Origin of the sequence: Azovibrio sp. (genome assembly GCF_049658005.1) — a bacterium.
Classification (GTDB): Bacteria; Pseudomonadota; Gammaproteobacteria; order Burkholderiales; family Rhodocyclaceae; genus Azovibrio.
The window spans coordinates 10,611-29,983 of record NZ_JBASOH010000039.1; the positions used below are offsets into that span (position 1 = coordinate 10,611).

Consider the following 19,373-nt stretch of genomic DNA (forward strand, 5'->3'; position numbering starts at 1 on the left):
CGCGCGGCGGGTGGGGTCAGTAGAATCCGTTCCCATGAAATCTGCGCGCACCTCGTCCAAGTCTTCTTCCCCCGATTTTCATGATTGCCTGAGCCTCGACCGTCGCCGCCTGCAGGGGTTGTCCCGGGACGCACGTCAATTGCAGGGGGCGCGGCGGGAGCAGGCCGCCGCCGAGTTTGCTGCCCTCCTGGAAAAATCCCGGGCCGCCTTTGCCGCGCGGCGGGCCCGCCTGCCTAGGCCCGAGTTTCAGGCCGATCTGCCGGTCAATGAGAAGCAAGAAGAAATCGCCGCGCTGATCCGTGCCCACCCGGTGGTGATCGTCTGCGGCGAGACCGGCTCCGGCAAGACCACCCAGTTGCCCAAGATCTGCCTCGAACTGGGCCGGGGGGCGGCGGGGCTGATCGGCCACACCCAGCCGCGGCGGCTGGCGGCCCGTGCGGTGGCTGCCCGCCTGGCCCAGGAACTCCACACCCAGGTGGGGGCCGGGGTCGGGGTGAAGATCCGCTTTCAGGACCGGACCTCGCCGGATGCCTGGGTGAAGCTGATGACGGACGGCATCCTGCTCGCGGAAACCCAGACCGACCCGACCCTCTCGGCCTACGACACGATCCTCATCGACGAGGCCCACGAGCGCAGCCTCAACATCGATTTCCTGCTCGGCTATCTGAAGGAAGTGTTGCCGCGCCGCCCCGATCTGAAGCTCATCATCACCTCCGCCACCCTCGATGCGGAGCGCTTCTCCCGGCATTTCGATGGCGCCCCGGTGATCGAGGTGTCCGGCCGCCTGTATCCGGTCGAGCAGCGTTACCGCCCGGTGCAGACCGAGGCGGATGACGACGAGCGGGATCTCTTCGATGCCATCGTCGATGCCTGCGACGAGCTGGCCCGTTCGGGCCCCGGCGACATCCTGGTGTTTTTGCCCGGCGAGCGGGAAATCCGCGAGGCGGCCGAGGCCCTGAGAAAGCGGCATCCGCCGCAGACGGAAATCCTGCCGCTCTTTTCCCGCCTGTCGGGCGCCGAGCAGGACCGCATCTTCAAGCCTTGCGGCGCCCGGCGCATCGTGCTCGCCACCAACGTGGCGGAAACCTCGCTGACCGTGCCCGGCATCCGCTACGTCGTCGATACCGGCCTCGCCCGGGTCAAGCGCTATTCCTACCGCAACAAGGTGGAGCAGTTGCAGATCGAGAAGATCAGCCAGGCGGCGGCCCGGCAGCGGGCCGGGCGCTGCGGCCGGGTGGCGGCCGGAGTGTGCATCCGCCTTTATGACGAGGCGGACTTCAATGCCCGCCCGCCCTTTACCGACCCGGAAATCCTGCGCACCGCGCTGGCCGGGGTGATCCTGCGGATGAAGTCTTTGAAGCTCACCGAGGTGGAGCGCTTTCCCTTTCTCGAAGCGCCACCGCCCAAGGCCATCAGCGACGGCTACACCCTGCTCCAGGAGCTGGGCGCCCTGGACGAGGAGCGCCGCCTCACCGAGGTGGGCCGCACCCTGGCCCGGCTGCCCCTCGACCCGCGCCTCGCCCGCATGATCGTGGCGGCCAAGGCACACGGCTGCCTGCGCGAAGTGCTGGTGATCGCGGCGGCCCTCTCCACCCAGGACCCGCGCGAGCGGCCGCAGGACAAGCAGCAGGCGGCGGATGAAAAGCACCGGCGCATCCTGTTTCCCGGCCAGGGGCAGGGCGGGGGCGAGGAAAAATCCGAGTTCCTCGGCTGGTTGCGGCTTTGGGATTGGTTTGCCCAGGAACTTACGCACAAGAAGTCCACCAAGAAGCTGGTGGAAGTCTGCCACGCCCACTTTCTTTCCTACCTGCGCCTGCGCGAGTGGCGCGAGGTGCACGGCCAGCTCCATGCCCTGGTGGCGGAACTGGGCTGGAAGGAAAACGAGATTCCCGGCCACTATGAGGCCATCCACAAGGCCCTCCTCACCGGCCTGCTCGGTAATTTCGGCTGCAAGTCGGATGAGAGCGGCCATTATCTCGGGGCCCGGGGCATCCGCTACCTGATCCACCCGGCCTCGCCGCTGCAAAAGAAGGCGGGCAAGTGGATCATGGCCGCCGAGATCACCGAGACCACCCGGCTTTACGGCCGCTGCATCGCCCGCATCGAACCCGAATGGCTGGAGGAAGTGGGATCGCACCTCCTCAAGCGGAGCTACTTCGATCCCCACTGGGAAAAGAAGAGCATGCAGGTCGCGGCCTGGGAGCGCACCACCTTGCATGGCGTGGTGATCACCCCCAAGCGGCGCGTCCATTACGGCCCCATGGCGCCGGCCGAGGCGCGGGAAATCTTCATCCGCCAGGCCCTCGTGGGCGGCGAGGTGGAGGAGAGCTACGCCCGGCGCTGGCCCTTCTGGCAGCACAACCAGAAGCTGATCCGGGAAATCGAGAACCTGGAGCACAAGCAGCGCCGCCAGGACGTGCTGGTGGATGACGAGCTGATCTTTGCCTTCTACGACCACCTGATCCCGGCGGACATCCACAACGGCGCCACCTTCGAGCACTGGCGCAAGGAGGCGGAGCGGGAGCAGCCCAAGCTGCTGTTCCTCTCCCGCGCCGACCTGATGCGCCACTCGGCGGCGGGCATCACCACCGAGGCCTTTCCCCATCATCTCAAGCTGGGCGGGGTCGAATACCCGCTCTCCTACCACTTCGAGCCCGGCAGCCCCCGGGACGGGGTGACGCTCACTCTGCCGCTCGCCCAGCTCAACCCGCTCCCCGCCCCCCGGCTGGAGTGGCTGGTGCCGGGACTCCTGAAGGAAAAGCTGGTGCAGCTCATCAAGACCCTGCCGCAGAAGATCCGCGCCAAGCTCGTGCCGGTGCCGGAGTTCGCGGAGGAATTCATCGCCTGGGTCGGCCAGGATGAAAAGCGCATGAGCCAGGGCCTCGTCGCGCCCCTCATCGACTACATCCTCAGCGCCCGGGGCCTCAATGCCCGCGGCTGGGCGCTGACCCCGGATGCCTTCCGGCCCGATGCCCTGCCGGCCCATTTTTCGATGAACATCGTGTTGATCGATGAACATGGCCGGCAGCTCGACATGGGGCGGAACCTCGCCCAGTTGAAAGCCCAGTGGGGCAAGGAAGCGCGCCAGGAGTTCGCCGGGCTGCACGAGACGCCGGCCGACTTGAGCGGCCAGACGGACTGGACCTTCGGAGAATTGCCGGAATGGATGGAAGTGCGGCTCGGCCCCAAAGCCGCCGGCCAGACCGTGCTCGGCTACCCCGCCCTGCACGACGACGAAACGAGCGTCAGCCTCAAGGTTTTCGATGATCAAGAGGAAGCCCTGCGGGTCCATCGCCGCGGCCTCTTGCGCCTCTTCATGCTGCAGTTCAAGGAGCCGCTCAAGTCGTTCGAGAAGAACCTGCCCGGCCTCACCCAGATGGCGATGCAGTACATGAGCCTGGGCTCGCGCGAGGAACTGCAGCGCCAGCTCATCGAGCTAGGCTGCGAGCGCGCCTGCCTGGCCGAGCCCTGGCCGAAGGATGCGGAGAGCTTTCGCGCCCGCTGCGCCGAAGCGAGGCCGCGCCTGGGCCTCTTGCTGCAGGAAATCGCCCGGCTGGTGGGCCAGGTGCTCTGCGAGTGGCAGACCCTCATGAAGAAGCTGCCGGCCTTCAAGGCGCACGCTGCGGCGCTTTCCGACATCGAGGCCCAGGTCAAGCGGCTGATCGGCCCGCGCTTCATCATGGAGACCCCGTTTGAACGGCTGCAACACTTTCCCCGCTACCTGAAGGCCGCCCAGGTGCGGCTCGACAAGCTCAAGGCCGACCCAGCCCGGGATGCGCGGCTATTGGCCGAGTACCAGCCGCTCTGGGCCCAGTATGAACGGCGGGCCTTGCAACTCGCCCGGCAGGGCGCCCATGATCCGCAACTCGAGCAGTTCCGCTGGCTGCTGGAGGAATTGCGGGTTAATCTCTTTGCCCAGGAATTGAAGACCCCGGTGCCGGTGTCGGTCAAACGGCTACAGAAAATGTGGGAAGGAATCCAGTATGGATAAGGTGATTCAGGCGCTGCTGCGCAGTTTTGCGAGTCTGGCCAAGCCGGGGTTGTGGCGCTATCTGCTGGCGCCGGCTTTTTTTTCCCTGCTGCTGTGGCTGGGGCTGGCCTGGTTTGGCCTTGCGAAACTGGTGGCCTGGCTGATCGACAATCCCCCCATGACCCTGCTGGTTTCCTGGGGCCTCGTCTGGCTGGCCCATTTCCTTGCTTACCTGGGGGGCTGGCTGGCGATCTTCGCCCTGGCTTACCTGACCACGGCCTTGCTCGCCGCCGTGTTCGTGCTGCCCTGGCTGCTGCAAAAGGTGGCAGCCCAGGAGTACCCGGAACTGGCGGCTCTGGGCAAGGACAGTTTCGTGGCAGCGCTCTGGAACAGCCTTGCGGCCACGGCCCTGTTCGTCTTTGGCTGGCTGGCGAGCCTGCCCTTTTGGCTGATTCCCGGCCTGGGGTTGATCCTGCCGATGCTGCTGTTGGCCTGGTTCAACCGCCAGACCTTTGCTTTTGATTGCCTGGCGGTTCATGCCACATCGGAGGAGTGGAGCGTCATCCGCCGCCAGCACGCCGTGCCCTTGTTCATGCTCGGCCTGGTTCTGGCCTTGCTGGCCCATGTGCCGGTGCTGGGCTTGCTGGTGCCGGCCTTGTCGGCCCTGGCCTATATTCATTACTGTCTCGAAGCCCTGCGTCAGTTGCGCGGCGGGGCCTTGGTCAGTGTCAGCGCAGTTGCCATTGAAGGAGAGAGTCCTTGAGTTCGCCAACTATTGAAGAAAACCGGGTGTTCGGCGCCGTGATCATCGGCGATGAGATTATTTCGGGCAAACGCCAGGACAAGCACTTTGCCAGGATCGCCGAACTGATGGCCGACCGGGGCCTGCGCCTGTCCTGGGTGCAGTACCTGGGGGATGACCAGAACCGGCTGGCAGAGGTGTTCAAACGCAGCATGGCGGCGGGGGAGGTGGTGTTTTCCTGCGGCGGCATCGGCAATACGCCGGATGACTATACGCGTCAGGCCGTGGCTCAGGCGCTGGGGGTCGGGCTGAGTCTGAGCCCGGAAGCGGAGGCCGCGCTCGAGGCGCGCTTTGGCGACGGGCTGGACGAGGTGAGAAAGTTGCTGGGCACTTTCCCCGATGGCGCGAAGATCATCCCCAATCCCATCAACGGAGTGCCGGGCTTCATGATCCGCGAGCACTACTTCGTCCCGGGCTTTCCCCAGATGGCCCACCCGATGATCGAATGGGTGCTCGATACTTTCTATGCGCAGCTCTTCCACCGTAAGCCGATGGTGGAGAAGGCGCTGCTGCTGACCGGCGAGAAGGCCTATGAATCGGAACTGCTCGACCTGATGCAGCACATCGTGGCGGCTTACCCGGACCTGCGCCTGTTTTCCCTGCCCTCCTTGGTGGGCAAGGAGCGCCGGCATCTGGAATTGGGGGTGGAGGGCGAAGCCTGCCGGGTGGATCAGGCCATGGAGGAAATCCGCCGGGAAGTGGAGCGGCGCGGCATCACCTGGGCCTGGCGGGATTGATCCCGCCGCCCGCATAAAACAACAAAGCAACGACAAAGCAACGACAAAGCAAACGACCAAGACGACAAGACCGACGACAAGGCAAAAGCCCCGGCGCGGACCGGGGCTTTTGCTGGCTTTTGCTGGCAGGAGGCGGATTACTTCTTGGCGATGGCAGCGGCCTTGCTCACGGCGCTGGTCGCCTGGTTGGTGGTGTTGGCCACCACTTGCATATTGGTTTCAGCGATTTCAGCCGCTTGCCTGGCCACGGCGTTCATCTGCTCGAAAGCACGGCCGGAGACATCCAGCGCGGATTTCATGGCCGCGGCGAAGATGTCGCCACCGGGAGCAGACTTGGTCTTGTCCAGGTTGGCAGCGGCTGTCTTGGAGAAATGCTGGTACTGGCTTTCCATGACGGAGGTCACTTCCTTCTGCACGGAAGTCACCAGGTCATATAAATTGCGGGAGTAGTCCATCCACTTTGCCAGGGCAGGCTGCGCCAGGTTGGCGTTCAGCTTGGGGAGTTCGCTGGGGTCCTTGATGGCCAGCAACTGCTGGGTATTGGTCACGGCAGCGTTGAAGAACTCGCGGGAGGCCGCCATGTTCAGGGCAGCCAGGCGTTCCATGCCATTGAAAGAAGCGCGCAGCAAGGCAGTCATCACTTCAGCGTTAGCCTTCTGGGCGGCGGTCAGTTGTTCGATGTTGGGTGTGCTCATGGTTTCCTCCGGGATGTGGATGGTAAAAACCCCCGCCGTAGCGGGGGTTGTGTTGCGGTGCCAGAACTCAGGCAACCTTTTTCTTGGCAGCGGCGGCGGTGGCGCCAACAGCCTTGACCGTGGCGTTGGTGGCGGCAGCGACGTTGGCTTCAGCGATTTCGGACACTTGCTTGGCTGCCTTGTTCATGCTGTCAAAGGCAGAGTTGGCGGCGGCGATGGCGGACTTGACGGCAGCCACAGCGACATCGGAACCGGCGGGAGAAGACTTGGTGGCCTGATCGAGCAGGGAAGCCACTTGCTTCTGGAAGTCGGCGAACTGGCTTTCAATCATCTTGGCGAGCTCTTCCCTGGTCTGGGCGGTGATTTCGTACATGCTGCGGGTGTAGGCCACGGCCTTTTCCACATTGGGTTGGGTCAGGGAGGCTTGCAGGGACATGGCTTCCTGCGGGTCCTTGGCGCCAAGGATGGCCTTGGTGTTGGAGACCGAGTCTTCCAGCACGGAACGGGCGGTGTTCAGGTTCAGGGCAGCGATGCGCTCGGCAGAAGCCAGGGCGGTGTTGGCCAGGGACAGCATGGAATCAACGGCGGCCTTGTTGGCAACGGCGAACTGTTCGGGGGATGTGATCATGGTGAATCTCCTGTAAGAGGTAAATGAGGCATCGCTGCGGTGCACCGCGTTACATGACACGCAGCGATGACACGCATGACACGCAGCGATGCCGCACTGCAACATGGGCTCAATTATAAGGAAGAAGACGCAGATGTCAACTTTTTTCTGTGCGCCGCGCCGGATGAAATTCTGCTTTGCTTACAAGGACTTGTAAGGTTTGTGTAAGTTTTGGTTTGAGTCAGTGCGGATCGGGGAGATCAAGCTCGTCCGTGCGCTTGAGCTCGATGCCGGAGGGGCGGCTGGTGTTTGCGGGAGGCGGCGCTTCCCGGCTCTTGGGCTGGATGATGGCCCGGACGCGGCTGGGCTTTTTCAGGGAACTTTCGCCGGCGGATGCCAGGTAGCGTTCGTCGATGGCGTCGTACCAGATGTATTCACCCTTGATCTGATCTTCCCCGTTTTTCACCCAGGCGCGGTGGAACAGTTCGGCCACTTCGGTGCGGGTATCGTATTCGATGCGTTCGGCCTCGCCTTCGATCCATTCCTCGCTGCCTTCCCGCTTCTGCTTGAAGCGGGCCAGGCCTTTGGGGCCGCCATAGGCAACGCCGCGCTGGAAGCCGTAGGGGTCTTCGGTCACGACGATCTTGTCGGACAGGATCATCAGGGTGCCCTGGGTCAGGATCACGTTGCCTTCCAGAATCTGCACCCCCTTGATGTCGTCGATGGTGACCTTGTCGGCTTCGATCGCGATGGGTTTTTCCCGGTCGGCTCGTTCGGCCCGGGCGGGGGCGGCTCCCAGGGTGGCAAGTACCAGCAGCAGGGCGGGGGCAAGGGACAGGATTCGGATCATGGCGTTGCGGCCTCTCTCGGGGGCTTGTTGAAATATTCGCCGGTAACCTGGGATTGCAGGCTGAACATGCCCAGGTTGTTGTCGACCTGAATGCCGACGCCCTTCATCCAGCTGGCGCCCTGGGTGATCAGGACCGGGTGCTGGTTGAACGCCTGTCCCGCGTCGGGGAGTACGGTGAGTTCCTCGGTGCGCAGCACCAGTTCTGGCCGGTCGGCGAAGGCGGCGCGGGTGATGACGACATTTTCCTGGACCAGTACATGCTTGCCCTCCTGAGTCACCAGGGCTTGCTTGCCGGTGAGGACGACATCCGGCTTCTCCGGCCGGTAGCTGGTCAGCCGGGGGCTGAACACCCGGCTGCTTTCGTTGTCAGGATAGTGTTCCATGTGTGTGGCGACCAGTTTGTACTGGAGTACGCCATCGGGGCCGAAGCGGTGCACCGAGAGATTGTCCACCAGGGTGTCCGGGTCGTGACGGGTCTTGCTGTCGTTCCGGATCAGGGGGACTTGGGTCGCTTGCTCCAGCCAGAAGGAAAGCCCGGCCAGGATGCCCAGGAGCATGAGCGGAAAGTATCGGCTCAGACCTGGGTTCACAACAGGGCTTTGCCGGGCGCGGCTTGCAGATACGGGGCCAGGGCCGCGTCGAGCCGGTCCTGGGCGGCGAGGATGAGTTCGCAGACTTCACGGACAGCACCACGCCCTCCGCCGGCTTCGCTCACGAAAGCCGCCCGGGCCTTGACGGCGGCATGGCTGCTGGCAGGGGCCGCAGAAAAACCACAGGCCTGCATGACGGGCAGGTCTACCACGTCGTCACCCATATAACCGGCGGCCTGCCAGGGGAGTTGCAGTCTGGCCAGCAGCTGGCCGAGGCATTGCAGCTTGTTGTCCGCGCCCTGGTACAGGTGGCGGATACCCAGGTTGGCAGCCCGGGCGCTGACGGCGCCGGAAGTGCGGCCGGTGATGATGGCCAGTTCCACCCCGGCCTTTTGCAGCATCTTCAGACCGTGGCCATCCAGCGTGTTGAAGGCCTTGAATTCACGGCCATCTTCGGTGAAATAGAGGCTGCCATCGGTCATCACGCCATCGATGTCGAAAGCCATCAGTTTGAGCCTTGCGGCGCGGGCCCTTGCATCCATCAGATGACCTTGGCGCGGAAAAGGTCGTGCATGTTGAGGGCACCTTGCAGCCGGTTTTCACGATCGGCGACCAGCAACTGGTTGATGCGATGGCGTTCCATCATTTCCACGGCTTCAACTGCCAGCTTTTCCGGGGCGATGGTATGGGGGTTGGGGTGCATGAGGGTGGCGATGCGGGCCTGACTCAAATCCAGACCCTGGGCAAAGGCGCGGCGCAGGTCGCCGTCGGTGAAGATGCCCAGAATCTTCTGGTCGGGGCCGGTAATGGCCGTCATGCCGAGCCCGCCCCGGCTGATGGCCAGGATGGCTTCGGTCAGTGGCGCATCGGCCGCCACGGCCGGGACATCATCGGGGCCGTGCATGACATCCCGGACATGGGTCAGCAGGCGACGCCCCAGGCTGCCGCCGGGGTGGGACATGGCAAAGTCGGCGGGGCTGAAGCCGCGGGCATCGAGCAAGGCGACCGCCAGCGCATCCCCCAGGGCCAGGGCGGCGGTGGTGCTGGCCGTCGGGGCGAGGTTGAGCGGGCAGGCTTCCTGGCTGACGCCGGAATAGAGGTGGGCATCGGCCTCCCGGGCCAGGCTGGAGGCGGGGGCGCCGGTCATGGCAATGAGTTTGGCGCCCTGGCGTTTGATGGCGGGCAGGATGCGCAGAATTTCGTCCGACTCCCCCGAATTGGAAAGCGCCAGAAAGACATCGGCCCCGGTCACCATGCCTAAATCCCCATGACTGGCTTCGGCCGGGTGCACGAAATAAGCCGGGGTGCCGGTGCTGGCCAGGGTGGCGGCAATCTTGCGGGCGATGTGGCCGGATTTCCCCATGCCGCTGACGATGACGCGACCGGAACTGGCGAGAATCAGGGCGACGCAGCGCACGAAATCCTCGTTCAAGTGGGGAATCAGGGCCAGCAGGGCTTCCGCCTCGATCCGCAGGGTCTGCGCGGCGAGTTCGATGATCCGGGCGGGATCATGGGACGAAGGGGCGGGCTTCTGGAGGCTGCTGCCGACCGGGTGAGGTGTCATGGGGTTCCAGCGCTGATGAGGGTCGCCGATTATAACAAGATCACCTTGGCCCAAGCGGCCCTGGCATTGCCGCCGGGCGCTCAGGTACGCTCTGGCACGCTCTGGCAGAGCGGGCTGGAGGGCGGGGGCTCCCCGGTCGTGGCGTCTGGGCTGGCGCCGACCGGAGGCGTGATGGCGGGGTCAGATGGCTTTACAGATGAGGTAGAGCTGGCTGCCATCGTCCACATAGCCGGTGTCTGAGCTTGCGGTTCTTCTCGCGGCCGCATTCAGGGCGGCTTTTGCCCCACGAATGCTGCCCGTGTTGGGAGCGCCGTCATCCAGCTGTGCATCGATGGAGCTGGCAATTTTTGCGGGCAGATTGCTGGTGCAGATCACATGGCCTGGTAGCCCGAAGGCACCGGCCTGGATGCCGGTGAAGCCCCCCACGGCATTTTGCGGCATCTCCGCGCTGCTGCCTGCTCCCGTGACCAGACCGGCCGAACGCAGATGTTGCCAGAGCAGCGTTGATTCATTTTCGCCGGTACAGCTTGCTCCGCTACCCGTCGTGGCGGCGGCCGTGCCGTTGTAGGTGCCGCAAATCACGCCGTTGCCGTCGCCGCCATGGACACCCGCCCAGCGGGGCGTTGCAGCGGCCTTTTCGTCTCCGGGCAGGGCACGATAGCGATCCTGGTAAGCATAAATCGCGGCCGGGATACCGTTCAGGTCATTGATGACATTCTTGATCCTGGCTTGCGTGATCAATTCCTGCCCCTTTAGCACGCCGCCGAGCAAAAGGCCGATGATGACCAGCACGATGGCGATTTCCACCAGGGTGAAGCCGGATTGGTTGCGGGTTTTCATGATGGACTCCTGTGTCAAAAGTTTTACGATCGTTCCCTGGCAGGGTTCATGCCTGAAAGACAGGGCAAAAGGCCCGGACAGCACCTGATTATCTCCCCGCCGCAGCTCGAAGGTGAGCGGTGGGGGCGGTGGGGGGCGGTAAGTGAGCGGCGGGGAGCAGGGGCGGGTCGTCATAGCAGGCGTCCGGAGGCGATGAGGCGGCTGATCAGGGTGGGGCGTGCGAGCCAATGCAGCAGATCATCGAAGTCGTTGCTGGGTGGGTTGGCCTGATAAATGGCGTTTGTCGCTGCAAAGCTGGCATTGCCGCCATCGGCTCGCTGGTTGGGGCCGAACGAGTAGAAAATGGCGATGGGCCGCTCCAAGGTGGTGGTGAGGGGGTCGCCGGCTGCATTTTTGACCAGCAGGCTGTCGCTGCCGAAGTGGGTGGCCAGGGTGATGGGGCTGGTACTGGCGGCAAAGTTGCGATCGACCCGGTAGCGCCAGCGTTGTTCCCAGGGGTCCTTTTCCTGCAGGCCCAGGGATTTGAAGGGCAGAAAGCCTTCCTGGGCAGGGGCGTTGCAAGTGGATTCCGCCTCGCCGTAACCGGCGGTGGCGGGGTCCGTGTCGGTATCCGGGCAGGGCAGGTGGCCGTGGATGGCGGCAAAACCCAGGAGCGCCTCGCGGATCTCGGCCAGCCCGGTTTCTGCCTGGCGCAGTTGCTGCACCCCGCGCTGCGCCGCAAGTGGAAAGATCAGCCCGCCCACCAAAAGGGAGAGGATGATCATGACCACGGCCAGTTCCGTGAGGGAGAAGCCTCGTTGCGAGGTGTTCAGCGGCATGTTTCGAGGGACTGAATCGCGGCCTGGCAGGCGGCTGGGTTGAGGGAGTCCAGGCAGGGCGGGCTGATGAAGCGGGTGGCGGCATCCTGGCAGGCGCAGCCGGCCAGTTTGGCCTGGGCCTGGAGGCAGGCGGGCAGGACGCTGCCGCCGGTATGGCAGAGATTGCCGTGGCCGGCGATGCGGGCCAGCAGTTTGCCGGACTCCTGCTCACAGTCCGGATTGCCACAATTGGGCACCAGCTTGAAGCCCGGTGAGGTGGCGGTGGGGCCCTTCAGGCAGGCGATCTGGTCATTGCCGGCCAACTCCAGTTCGTTACGTTTGCCCTGCACGGCGAGCAGATTTTTCCCCTCCAGATAATTTTCCGGATTCATGCGCTCGCTGCTGCTGTTGCGGCTCTGGCCGGGTAGCGGAGCCCCGGCAAAGATCAGGGCGGCGGCATAGGCCTGGCCGTTGATCTCGAGGCACTGGCCGGGCTCCTGTTCGCAATCGGCGGCATCCTGGGTGGCGGGCGTAAAGCCGGGGGCCACGACATAGAACAGGTGATCCTTCCACTTTTCCCACCAGCCATCCGGGCTGTCCTGGTGCGTGGCGCCGTCATCTGGCGTGGGATACCCTGCCACCGCCAGAAATTCCGGGCAGTTGTCGCTGCGCAGCAGGCGGCAGGCGGCATGGCTGAGGTTGGTGGAGGGGCAATGGCCGAGGCTGCCCAGCGTGCTCTGCAGGACCTGCTGCGAGCGGCCCACGGCAAAGGGCGGGCGGCCGGCGCTCAAGTTGCTCCGGTCGGCGAAATTTACATTCGTGAACTTGTCCGGGGCGCTGCCGCCGAGGCTCGCGGGCGCCGCCCAGGGCAGGCGGTTCCAGCGGTTCATGTCGCCGAAGCGGGCCAGGCAGCTGGCGACCCGCTGGGTCAGGGCGGCCGGCGCATTGTTGCCACTGTAGTTTGCATCGAACAGGGCGAGCTGAGGCTGCGGGCGGCGGGCGATGCGCCGTTCGAAAATTTCCTCGCGGCGGATCCAGAGCATGCGGTCGTTGAAGGAGGGGCCGGGGGGGCCGGCGATAAGCCGGGTCAGACCCTCGGCGCTGCGGTCGGGGGTGCTGTTGTCGATGCCTTGCCGTCCCTCCAGGAATTGCCGGGCATCGTAATCGAGCCGGCATTCCCCACCCTGATGCGAGCGGTTTTGTCCGGGCAGGGCGGGGCCGGGCGCGAACAGGACGGCGACGGGGCGGGTTTCTGGCGTACTCCCGGCGATTTCGAGCGTGCCATCGGCGTTGTAAATCTGGAACTGGCCGGGAATGTCCGGGTTCACCAGGTCGGCCTTGGGGTTGGCCTTGTAATTTCCCGAGACGGCGTACCAGAGGCATTCGCCGCTGCCGTCCCGGGGCGGCGGAATGCCCAGGCTGCGCCAGGGAAAGTGGCCGATCACCGTGACGCCCTTGGCGCCGCAGGTGCCGGCCTCCGCGCCTTCGTTGCCCAGCGCACTGCCGGTGTCCGGGCAGGGGAGATGGCCGGGTACGAAAGCCGTCCGTGGCGGGGCGCCGCGCTGGGTGTATTCCGGGTAGGCGGCGGCGTAGCCCAGTAGCGCTTCCTTGGCCTCGGCAAGGGCCCGGTCGGTGGCTTTGTCCCGCGCCGAAAAGGCGGCGGCGCGGGTGGCGGGCCGTTGCAACAGCCAGGTCAGCCCGCCCAGGATCAGGGCCAGGAGCAGGATCAGCAGGGCGGCGCCGGATTGACGATGCATGACGTGTCCGTTCCCTTTACGGGCGCCGGCTGCCGCGTGCTGGATGCACGGTAATCTTGCCGCCTTGCTGCCATCCGGCGCCGGGGGGGTTTGGCGCCGGGGGGAGCGACCCCACTTCGATCCTGCCCGCGGCCGGGACCTGCTGAGGGATGCCATTGATCCACAGGGTGGTCGGCCCCTGGCTGCGCTGCACGAGGCCCTGGTAACGCGGTGCGGAGTCGTCTGTCCCGGCGTAGCGGTATTTTTCGGCATCGAGTTGGGCCCGTTCCGCCGGGGTGAAGAAGAGCCGCCCCGGCGCCCCGGCAAAGAGCGGCGGGGCGGCGAGCATCAAAAGACCCAGCAGGCCAAAGTGGCCAAGGCGGCCAAGGATGAAGGGATGCTTCATGGCGGCGAGGCTCCGGGTAGCTCGGCCGTGATCCAGTCGAGCTGACAATCCACCTCGATATTGGGGCCGGGACGCAGCGGCGGATCCGGGTTCGCGGCGCGGCCAAGGTCGCAGGCCCGGATCAGGATCAGGGCCTTGCCGTAGGCAAAAAGAGGCTGGAGGAAAGACTCCAGTTCCATTTCATGATCGAGGCCGAGATGCAGGTTCATCCGGCTCACCCGGAAATGCGGGCTGCCATTTTCCAGCGGGCGCTGCGGCTCGATTTCGTAATGCAGGACGGGAATCGCCAGCCGGGTGCGGCTCTGGCGCAGCAGTTCCACCCATTCCAGGCGGTTTTCGGGGGTGAGGAAGCCTTGCTGCGCCAGTTCCTGAAGGCGCAGGCGAAATTGGCGCAGTCCGGCCGCCTGTTCCCTGGCTTCCTGCAGACGGGCTTCGATCTGCTGCAATCGGGCGGCGCTCTGGCTTTGGGTCTGCCCTGCCCTCGTGCTTTCCCGGCTGCCCCACCCGGCAGCGCCCAGGCCGCTGAGCGCGAGCAGCACGGCGAGCCCCAGGGCCGGCCAGAGGCGGGCGAAGTCGTGGGCTTGCCGTTTCATGACGTGGGCTTCCCATAGAGACGCAGCTTGAAATCGGGAGCCGGGGCAGTGTCCTGGTCCAGATCGCTACCGCGCAAGGGTTTGTCCGGGCCGAAGTCCACCGGCTGGGTCAGGATTTCGGTGCGGATGCCCTGATTGCCAAGCGCGCGCAGCAATTGCTCGAAGCGGCTCATCAGCAGGCGCGGTTCCGTGGCGGGCAGGCGGCCTTCCACGGCCAGGGTGCTGCCTGCCCGGCCGCTTTCCCAATGCAGCTTCTCGAGTTGGGCGGCGGGAACGGCATCGAGGGCATGGCTGAGTTCGCCGAGGGTCCGCATCGGGCTGTCCTGCTGGCGCTGCAATTCGTCGTAACGGGTGAGCAAGAGGCGCAGGCTTTCCGGGTCCTGGGCCGGGCCGGAAACTTCCCGGGCGAGGTTCGCGTACTCGGCTTCATGGCTTGCGGCCTCGGCATCGAGGCGGGCGGTTTGTTCTTCTCGCTCGCTGGCGATCTGCCATGCCCTGCCCATCCACAGCATGCCGCTCAGGAAGATGACAAGGCCGGCGGCGATGAGTCCGGACCGGATACGGGCCGCCTCATGATCGCGGCAAAGGGCCACCGGCGCGAACTGCGGGCGAGGCCGGCGGCGGGCAAGGAGGGAGAGGAACAGGGCATCGGCATCGCTGTCCGGGCGCAGCTCCAGCCGCTCGGCGGCGCTAAAGAGATCCTCGACCTGAAAGCAGAGGGCGCCCTGATCCGGGCAGGCGGCCCGCACGGCTTCGACGGCCTGGGGTGGCAGCAGGGGGCAGACGGTCAGGCGCTCGTCCCGGTCGATCCAGCCCTGGCTAGAGAGATAGCGGTGCAGCTTGTGGGCTTCGCTGGCGATGCCGGCGGCCAATTCGGCAAGGCTGCCATCGGGAAGCCGCGTCAGGCGGGAGAACACAGCCTCTCCTTCTTGCACCAGGCTTTCCCGCAGGCCCTGGGGGTGCAGGGTGAGGATCAGGCAGCGCTCCCGGGGCAGCCCCAGCTGACGGCAGAGGCGGCCGGTGAGCTGGGCAATGCCATAGAGGCCGGCAAAGCGCACCCGGGCGGCGCGGATCGCTGCGAGCCAGGGCTCGACCAGGGCCGGCCGGGTCAGGGCGGCGAGCAGCACCCGCTCTTCCTTGCGGTGGCTGTGCCGATGTCCAAGGGACTGGGCCAGGGTCAGGGGGGTGCCGCCGAACTGCCGGGCGAGCTTGCGTTCCAGCACGGCCTGCCGGTCGCGGCCGCGCAGGTAGGGCAGGGTTTCCACCTGAAAGCCCTCTTCGGACAGGTTGGCCAGGAGGCTCAGTTCCGTATCCGGGTGGGCGGCGAGCCAAGCCTGGAAGGCGGCCTGGCCGGCCTCGTCCTGGCTAAAGCGCTGCACTTCCCCGAGGCGGGACGGGGGGCCGCTGAACAAGGTGAGTTCGCTGGCGTCCAGGAGCAGCAGGTGGCGGCTAGGCATGCTTCAAACCTTCAAACCTTTGGGCATTCAAACCTTTGGACCTCAGAACCTGAGCGCGCTGATGACGTCGTAGATCGGCCCCAGCACCGCGAGCATGATCCAGCCCAGCAGGGCGCCGAGGACCAGGGTGAGCAGGGGTTCGATCAGGGCCTGGGCGCGGTTCACGGATTCCTGCACGTCCCGGTTGTAGAAATAGCTGACATTGAGGAGTGCTGTGTCCAGTTCGCCGGTGCTCTCGCCGATGCGGATCATGCGCACCACCAGGGGCGGGAACAGGCCGGTGTCCTGGAAGGCGGCGGCCATGTTGCGACCCTCGCGGATGGCCTGTCCGGTTTCCTCCAGGGCGCGGCGCACGAGGCGGTTGCCCACCACCTCACGCGTGGTGTGCAGCGCTTCCAGCACCGGGATGCCGGCGGCATAGAGCATGGCAAAGGTGCTGGCAAAGCGGGACAGGATGATTTTCCTGAGAATGTCGCCGAGCAGCGGCAAACGCAGCTTCAGGGCATCGAAGCGGCGGCGGGCAAGGGGATTGGTGCGCAGCAAGAAGACCAGGGTGCTCAGGCCGCCAGCAATGATCAGCAGGGGGATGTACCAGTAATTCACCAGCAGGTCCGAGATCAGGAACAGGGCGCGGGTGTGGGCCGGCAGGGCCTGACCCATGTTGGTTACGAACATTTTCAGCTGCGGCACCATGTAGATCATCAGGAACACGGTGGCGGACAGGACGATGGTGCCGACGAAGGCCGGGTAGATCAAGAGATGCCGGGTGTGGGTGATGAGCTCGTCTTCCCACTTCAGGGCGGCAGTGAGTTTGTTCAGCACCAGGGGCAGGTCTCCCGAAACTTCGCCGGCGCGGATCAGGCTGATGAATACCCGGTCGAACAGGGCCGGGTGGGCGGCCATGGACTGAGACAGGGTCTGGCCGCCGTCGATGTTTTCCACCAGATTGGCGGTGATTTCCCCGATGCGGGGATGTTCGAGGGAATCGCGCAGGTCGGAGAGGGCCTCCCGCAGGGGCACCCCGGCCCGGGTCAGCTGCTCGAGCTGGAAGCAGAAGTTGATGAGTTCCTGACGCGGCACGCCGGATAGTCCCGGCAGGAAGCGGCGGGTCATCGGTTTTTCCTGCACCAGATCCAGGCCCATGTGCTTCAGGCGCATTTCCAGATCCACCGGGTTGCTCGCTGCCATGCGCCCATTCACCCGGCGGCCATCGGCGTTGACGGAAGAGTAGTGATACAGCATGGCTACATCCTGTCGGTCAGGTCCACCACCCGGCCCAGTTCTGCCAGGGAGGTGGTGCCGGCCAGTACCCGGGCGATGCCATCTTCGGCCAGGGGGAAAAAACCCCGGCTGCGGGCGTGTTTGAGCATTTGGCTGCGGTTGGCCTGGCCGGCGATCAGGTCGTCCAGTTCCGGGTCGATGCGCAGCAGTTCCATCAGGGCGAGGCGCCCCTTGTAGCCCAGGAAGTCGCAGTGTTCGCAGCCCACCGGGTGGCAGGTCTGGGGCGGCGGCGCGCTGGCCGCCAGGCCGAGCAGCCGGCATTCCTGGGGATCCGCCGGCGCCGCACGCTTGCAATGCGGGCAGAGGCGGCGCACCAGGCGCTGGGCGACGATGCCGATGATGTTGCCGGAGAGGATGTCCGGGGTCACGCCGATGTCCAGCAGGCGGGGAATGGCTCCCACGGCGGAGTTGGTGTGCAGGGTGGAAAAGACTTGATGGCCGGTCATGGCGGCGCGAAAAGCCATTTCGGCGGTGGCGGTATCGCGGATCTCGCCCACCAGGATCACGTCGGGGTCCTGGCGCATCATGGAACGGATGCCGTTGGCAAAATCCAGCTTGGCACTCTCGGCGACGGCGGTCTGGCGCACCAGCGGCATGGGGTACTCGACCGGGTCCTCCAGGGTCATGATGTGGATGCCTTCGGAGTTGATGTGGTTGAGCACCGAATAGAGGGTGGTGGTCTTGCCGCTGCCGGTGGGGCCAGTGACGAGGATGATGCCTTCGGGGCGGGCAATCATCCGTTTCAGGAGGCGCAGATTGTCCTCGGCCAGGCCCAGGTGTTCCAGCGGCACGATGCCTTTCTGCCGGTCCAGCACCCGCAGCACGATGTTTTCGCCGTGCAGGGTGGGCTGGCTGGAGACCCGGAAATCCACCGCCCGGCCCGATACCGAGAGGGCGATGTGGCCGTCCTGGGGCGCCCGGGTTTCGGCGATGTTGATGCCGCTGATGACCTTGATGCGCACCGCCATGGCGGGCCAGTAAGACTGATGCAAGGCGCGGATCTGGTGCAGGATGCCATCCTGGCGGTAGCGGATGCGCAAGAAACCGTGCTCGGGCTCGAAGTGGATGTCCGAGGCTTCCCGCTTCACGGCGTCGGTGAGGATGGCGTCGATCAGGCGTACCACCGGCTGGCAGTATTCGTCGTTGGCCGTCTGCAGGCTGTGCCAGTCGATCTCCCCGGTTTCGATCTCCTTCAGGATGCCGTCGATGGAAAGTTCGTGGCCGTAGTGCTGGTCGATGGCCCGGTCGATTTCCGATTCCCCGGCCAGCAAGGTGTCGATGCGTATCTGCTCGCCCACCAGGGCGCGCACCCGGTCGAGGCCCGCCAGGTCGTTGCAGTCCGCCATGGCCAGGGTGATCTGCTGGCGCTCCGGCTTGTAATCGAGGGGCAGGATGAGGTGCCGCTTGGCAATCTGGCGCGGCACCAGTTCCAGGGCTGCGGGGTCCACCACGGCGCGGGACAGGTCGATGCTTTCCTTGCCCAGGTTTTCCGCCAGGGCCTCGCGCAGGGTGGTTTCCGGGATGAAGCCCAGATTCACCAGCAGCTTGCCGATCGGCAGGCTGGACTTCATCTGTTCCAGCAGCGCGATGCGCAACTGGTCTTCGGACAGGACGCCCCGCTCCAGCAGGATCTGACCCAGGGGGCGGCGGTGCAGGCCGGCGGGGGCGTTCATGGCGCGGCACTCCCGGCCAGAATCTGCAGCCGGGTCCGGACCTGGGTCGGGTCGAAGGCGGCGGGCCGGTGCTGCGCGGCTTCCAGGGCCTGGCGGTAATGGTCGGCGGCCGGTTTGCCTTGGCGCAACTGGTCGAGGCTGACGGCCAGGTTGAAGCGGTAATCGGGGTTGCTGCCGTCCAGGCTACTGGCCTGGAAGTAGGCGGCCTGAGCCTCATGCCAGCGGCCTTGCCCGGCGAGCAGATTGCCCAGGGCAAAGTAGAGGGACGGGGCGTCGGCCTGTTCCTGCAGCAGGGTTTTCAGGCGGCTTTCCGTGCCTTCTGGATCACGGCTGGCGCTGAGACCAAGGTAACCGGCCAGGGCGCGGGCATTTTTGGGGTGGGCAGTCAGGGCTGCCTGGTAGAGCTGCAGCGCTACCGGCGGGCGCCCTTCCTTGAGGGCAATCGCGGCCAGGCTCAGTAGCGCCTCGAGATTGTGAGGGTCGCCTTGCAAAACCTGCTCGAAATCCTGGCGGGCCTGGGGTAGCGCGCCTCGTTCCAGGGCGGCATGGCCATTTTGCAGGTTCGGATCGAGCGGCGGCGTGCCGCGCTGAATGCGCAGGGTGGGCGGTTCTGGCGCCGCAGCGGGCATCGCCGCGCTGGCCTCGTGGATGAGCAGGCGGTGCTGATCATTCAGGGTCGGGCGGATTGCCTGGGCATCCCCCTCCCGGCTTTCTGGCGCGGGGCGATTGGCGGGCGCGGGCTGTTCCGGCGCCTGGGGCCGGGCGGGGAGGGGGG

At 65.4% G+C, this 19,373-nt stretch carries 18 protein-coding genes; 3 read left to right on the plus strand and 15 right to left on the minus strand.

From position 1 onward, the window contains the following. Positions 1-34 precede the first annotated feature (34 nt). Genes hrpA through WBH99_RS04090 form a run of 3 tightly spaced genes read left to right on the plus strand, consistent with a single transcriptional unit; the run spans position 35 to position 5,509 of the window. Entirely contained in the window at positions 35-3,991 is a 3,957-nt protein-coding gene (hrpA, locus tag WBH99_RS04080; protein ID WP_424218841.1) for an ATP-dependent RNA helicase HrpA, read from the plus strand. Then, complete coding sequence (locus WBH99_RS04085; protein ID WP_424218842.1) at positions 3,984-4,733, plus strand: EI24 domain-containing protein; 750 nt, start codon at positions 3,984-3,986, stop codon at positions 4,731-4,733. The genes hrpA and WBH99_RS04085 overlap by 8 nt, the downstream gene beginning before the upstream one ends. After that, positions 4,730-5,509 (plus strand): competence/damage-inducible protein A, encoded by a 780-nt coding sequence (locus WBH99_RS04090; protein WP_424218843.1) that lies wholly within the window; start codon positions 4,730-4,732, stop codon positions 5,507-5,509. Before WBH99_RS04085 ends, WBH99_RS04090 begins: the two co-directional genes overlap by 4 nt. Positions 5,510-5,646: 137 nt before the next feature. Here WBH99_RS04090 and WBH99_RS04095 read toward each other — a convergent pair whose 3' ends face one another. The 15 genes from WBH99_RS04095 to WBH99_RS04165 form a co-directional block, all read right to left on the minus strand. Next, entirely contained in the window at positions 5,647-6,204 is a 558-nt protein-coding gene (locus tag WBH99_RS04095) for a phasin family protein (RefSeq protein WP_424218844.1), read from the minus strand. 67 nt (positions 6,205-6,271) lie between these two features. Further along, positions 6,272-6,832 carry a phasin family protein gene (locus WBH99_RS04100; protein WP_424218845.1) on the minus strand — a complete coding sequence of 187 codons (561 nt, stop codon included), beginning with the start codon at positions 6,830-6,832 and terminating at the stop codon, positions 6,272-6,274. Positions 6,833-7,052: 220 nt separating this feature from the next. Further along, positions 7,053-7,661, minus strand: coding sequence for a lipopolysaccharide transport periplasmic protein LptA (gene lptA, locus WBH99_RS04105; RefSeq protein ID WP_424218846.1), 609 nt, complete (start codon positions 7,659-7,661; stop codon positions 7,053-7,055). Continuing rightward, the gene (gene lptC, locus WBH99_RS04110; protein WP_424218847.1) at positions 7,658-8,251 is read right to left on the minus strand and encodes an LPS export ABC transporter periplasmic protein LptC; all 594 of its coding nucleotides are present in this window, start codon (positions 8,249-8,251) and stop codon (positions 7,658-7,660) included. Before lptC ends, lptA begins: the two co-directional genes overlap by 4 nt. Next, a complete protein-coding gene (locus tag WBH99_RS04115; protein WP_424218848.1) occupies positions 8,248-8,757 on the minus strand; it encodes a KdsC family phosphatase in 510 nt (169 codons plus the stop codon). Before WBH99_RS04115 ends, lptC begins: the two co-directional genes overlap by 4 nt. Positions 8,758-8,792: 35 nt before the next feature. Further along, positions 8,793-9,815, minus strand: a complete 1,023-nt coding sequence (locus WBH99_RS04120; protein ID WP_424218849.1) for a KpsF/GutQ family sugar-phosphate isomerase — start codon at positions 9,813-9,815, stop codon at positions 8,793-8,795. 180 nt (positions 9,816-9,995) lie between these two features. Beyond that, on the minus strand, positions 9,996-10,655 hold the full coding sequence (locus WBH99_RS04125; protein WP_424218850.1) for a prepilin-type N-terminal cleavage/methylation domain-containing protein: 660 nt from the start codon (positions 10,653-10,655) through the stop codon (positions 9,996-9,998). A 170-nt stretch (positions 10,656-10,825) separates the two neighbouring features. Beyond that, the gene (locus tag WBH99_RS04130; RefSeq protein ID WP_424218851.1) at positions 10,826-11,473 is read right to left on the minus strand and encodes a type II secretion system protein; all 648 of its coding nucleotides are present in this window, start codon (positions 11,471-11,473) and stop codon (positions 10,826-10,828) included. Next, the gene (locus WBH99_RS04135; protein ID WP_424218852.1) at positions 11,464-13,209 is read right to left on the minus strand and encodes a hypothetical protein; all 1,746 of its coding nucleotides are present in this window, start codon (positions 13,207-13,209) and stop codon (positions 11,464-11,466) included. The genes WBH99_RS04130 and WBH99_RS04135 overlap by 10 nt, the downstream gene beginning before the upstream one ends. Positions 13,210-13,225: 16 nt before the next feature. Further along, complete coding sequence (locus tag WBH99_RS04140; protein WP_424218853.1) at positions 13,226-13,594, minus strand: hypothetical protein; 369 nt, start codon at positions 13,592-13,594, stop codon at positions 13,226-13,228. Continuing rightward, a complete protein-coding gene (locus tag WBH99_RS04145) occupies positions 13,591-14,187 on the minus strand; it encodes a hypothetical protein (protein ID WP_424218854.1) in 597 nt (198 codons plus the stop codon). The genes WBH99_RS04140 and WBH99_RS04145 overlap by 4 nt, the downstream gene beginning before the upstream one ends. Further along, complete coding sequence (locus WBH99_RS04150; protein ID WP_424218855.1) at positions 14,184-15,644, minus strand: hypothetical protein; 1,461 nt, start codon at positions 15,642-15,644, stop codon at positions 14,184-14,186. The genes WBH99_RS04145 and WBH99_RS04150 overlap by 4 nt, the downstream gene beginning before the upstream one ends. Positions 15,645-15,686: 42 nt before the next feature. Beyond that, positions 15,687-16,886 carry a type II secretion system F family protein gene (locus WBH99_RS04155; RefSeq protein WP_424218856.1) on the minus strand — a complete coding sequence of 400 codons (1,200 nt, stop codon included), beginning with the start codon at positions 16,884-16,886 and terminating at the stop codon, positions 15,687-15,689. Positions 16,887-16,888: 2 nt separating this feature from the next. Then, positions 16,889-18,598 (minus strand): GspE/PulE family protein, encoded by a 1,710-nt coding sequence (locus WBH99_RS04160; protein WP_424218857.1) that lies wholly within the window; start codon positions 18,596-18,598, stop codon positions 16,889-16,891. Beyond that, the coding region (locus tag WBH99_RS04165; protein ID WP_424218858.1) for a tetratricopeptide repeat protein at positions 18,595-19,373 on the minus strand (779 nt) is incomplete at its 5' end. The genes WBH99_RS04165 and WBH99_RS04160, both read right to left, overlap by 4 nt.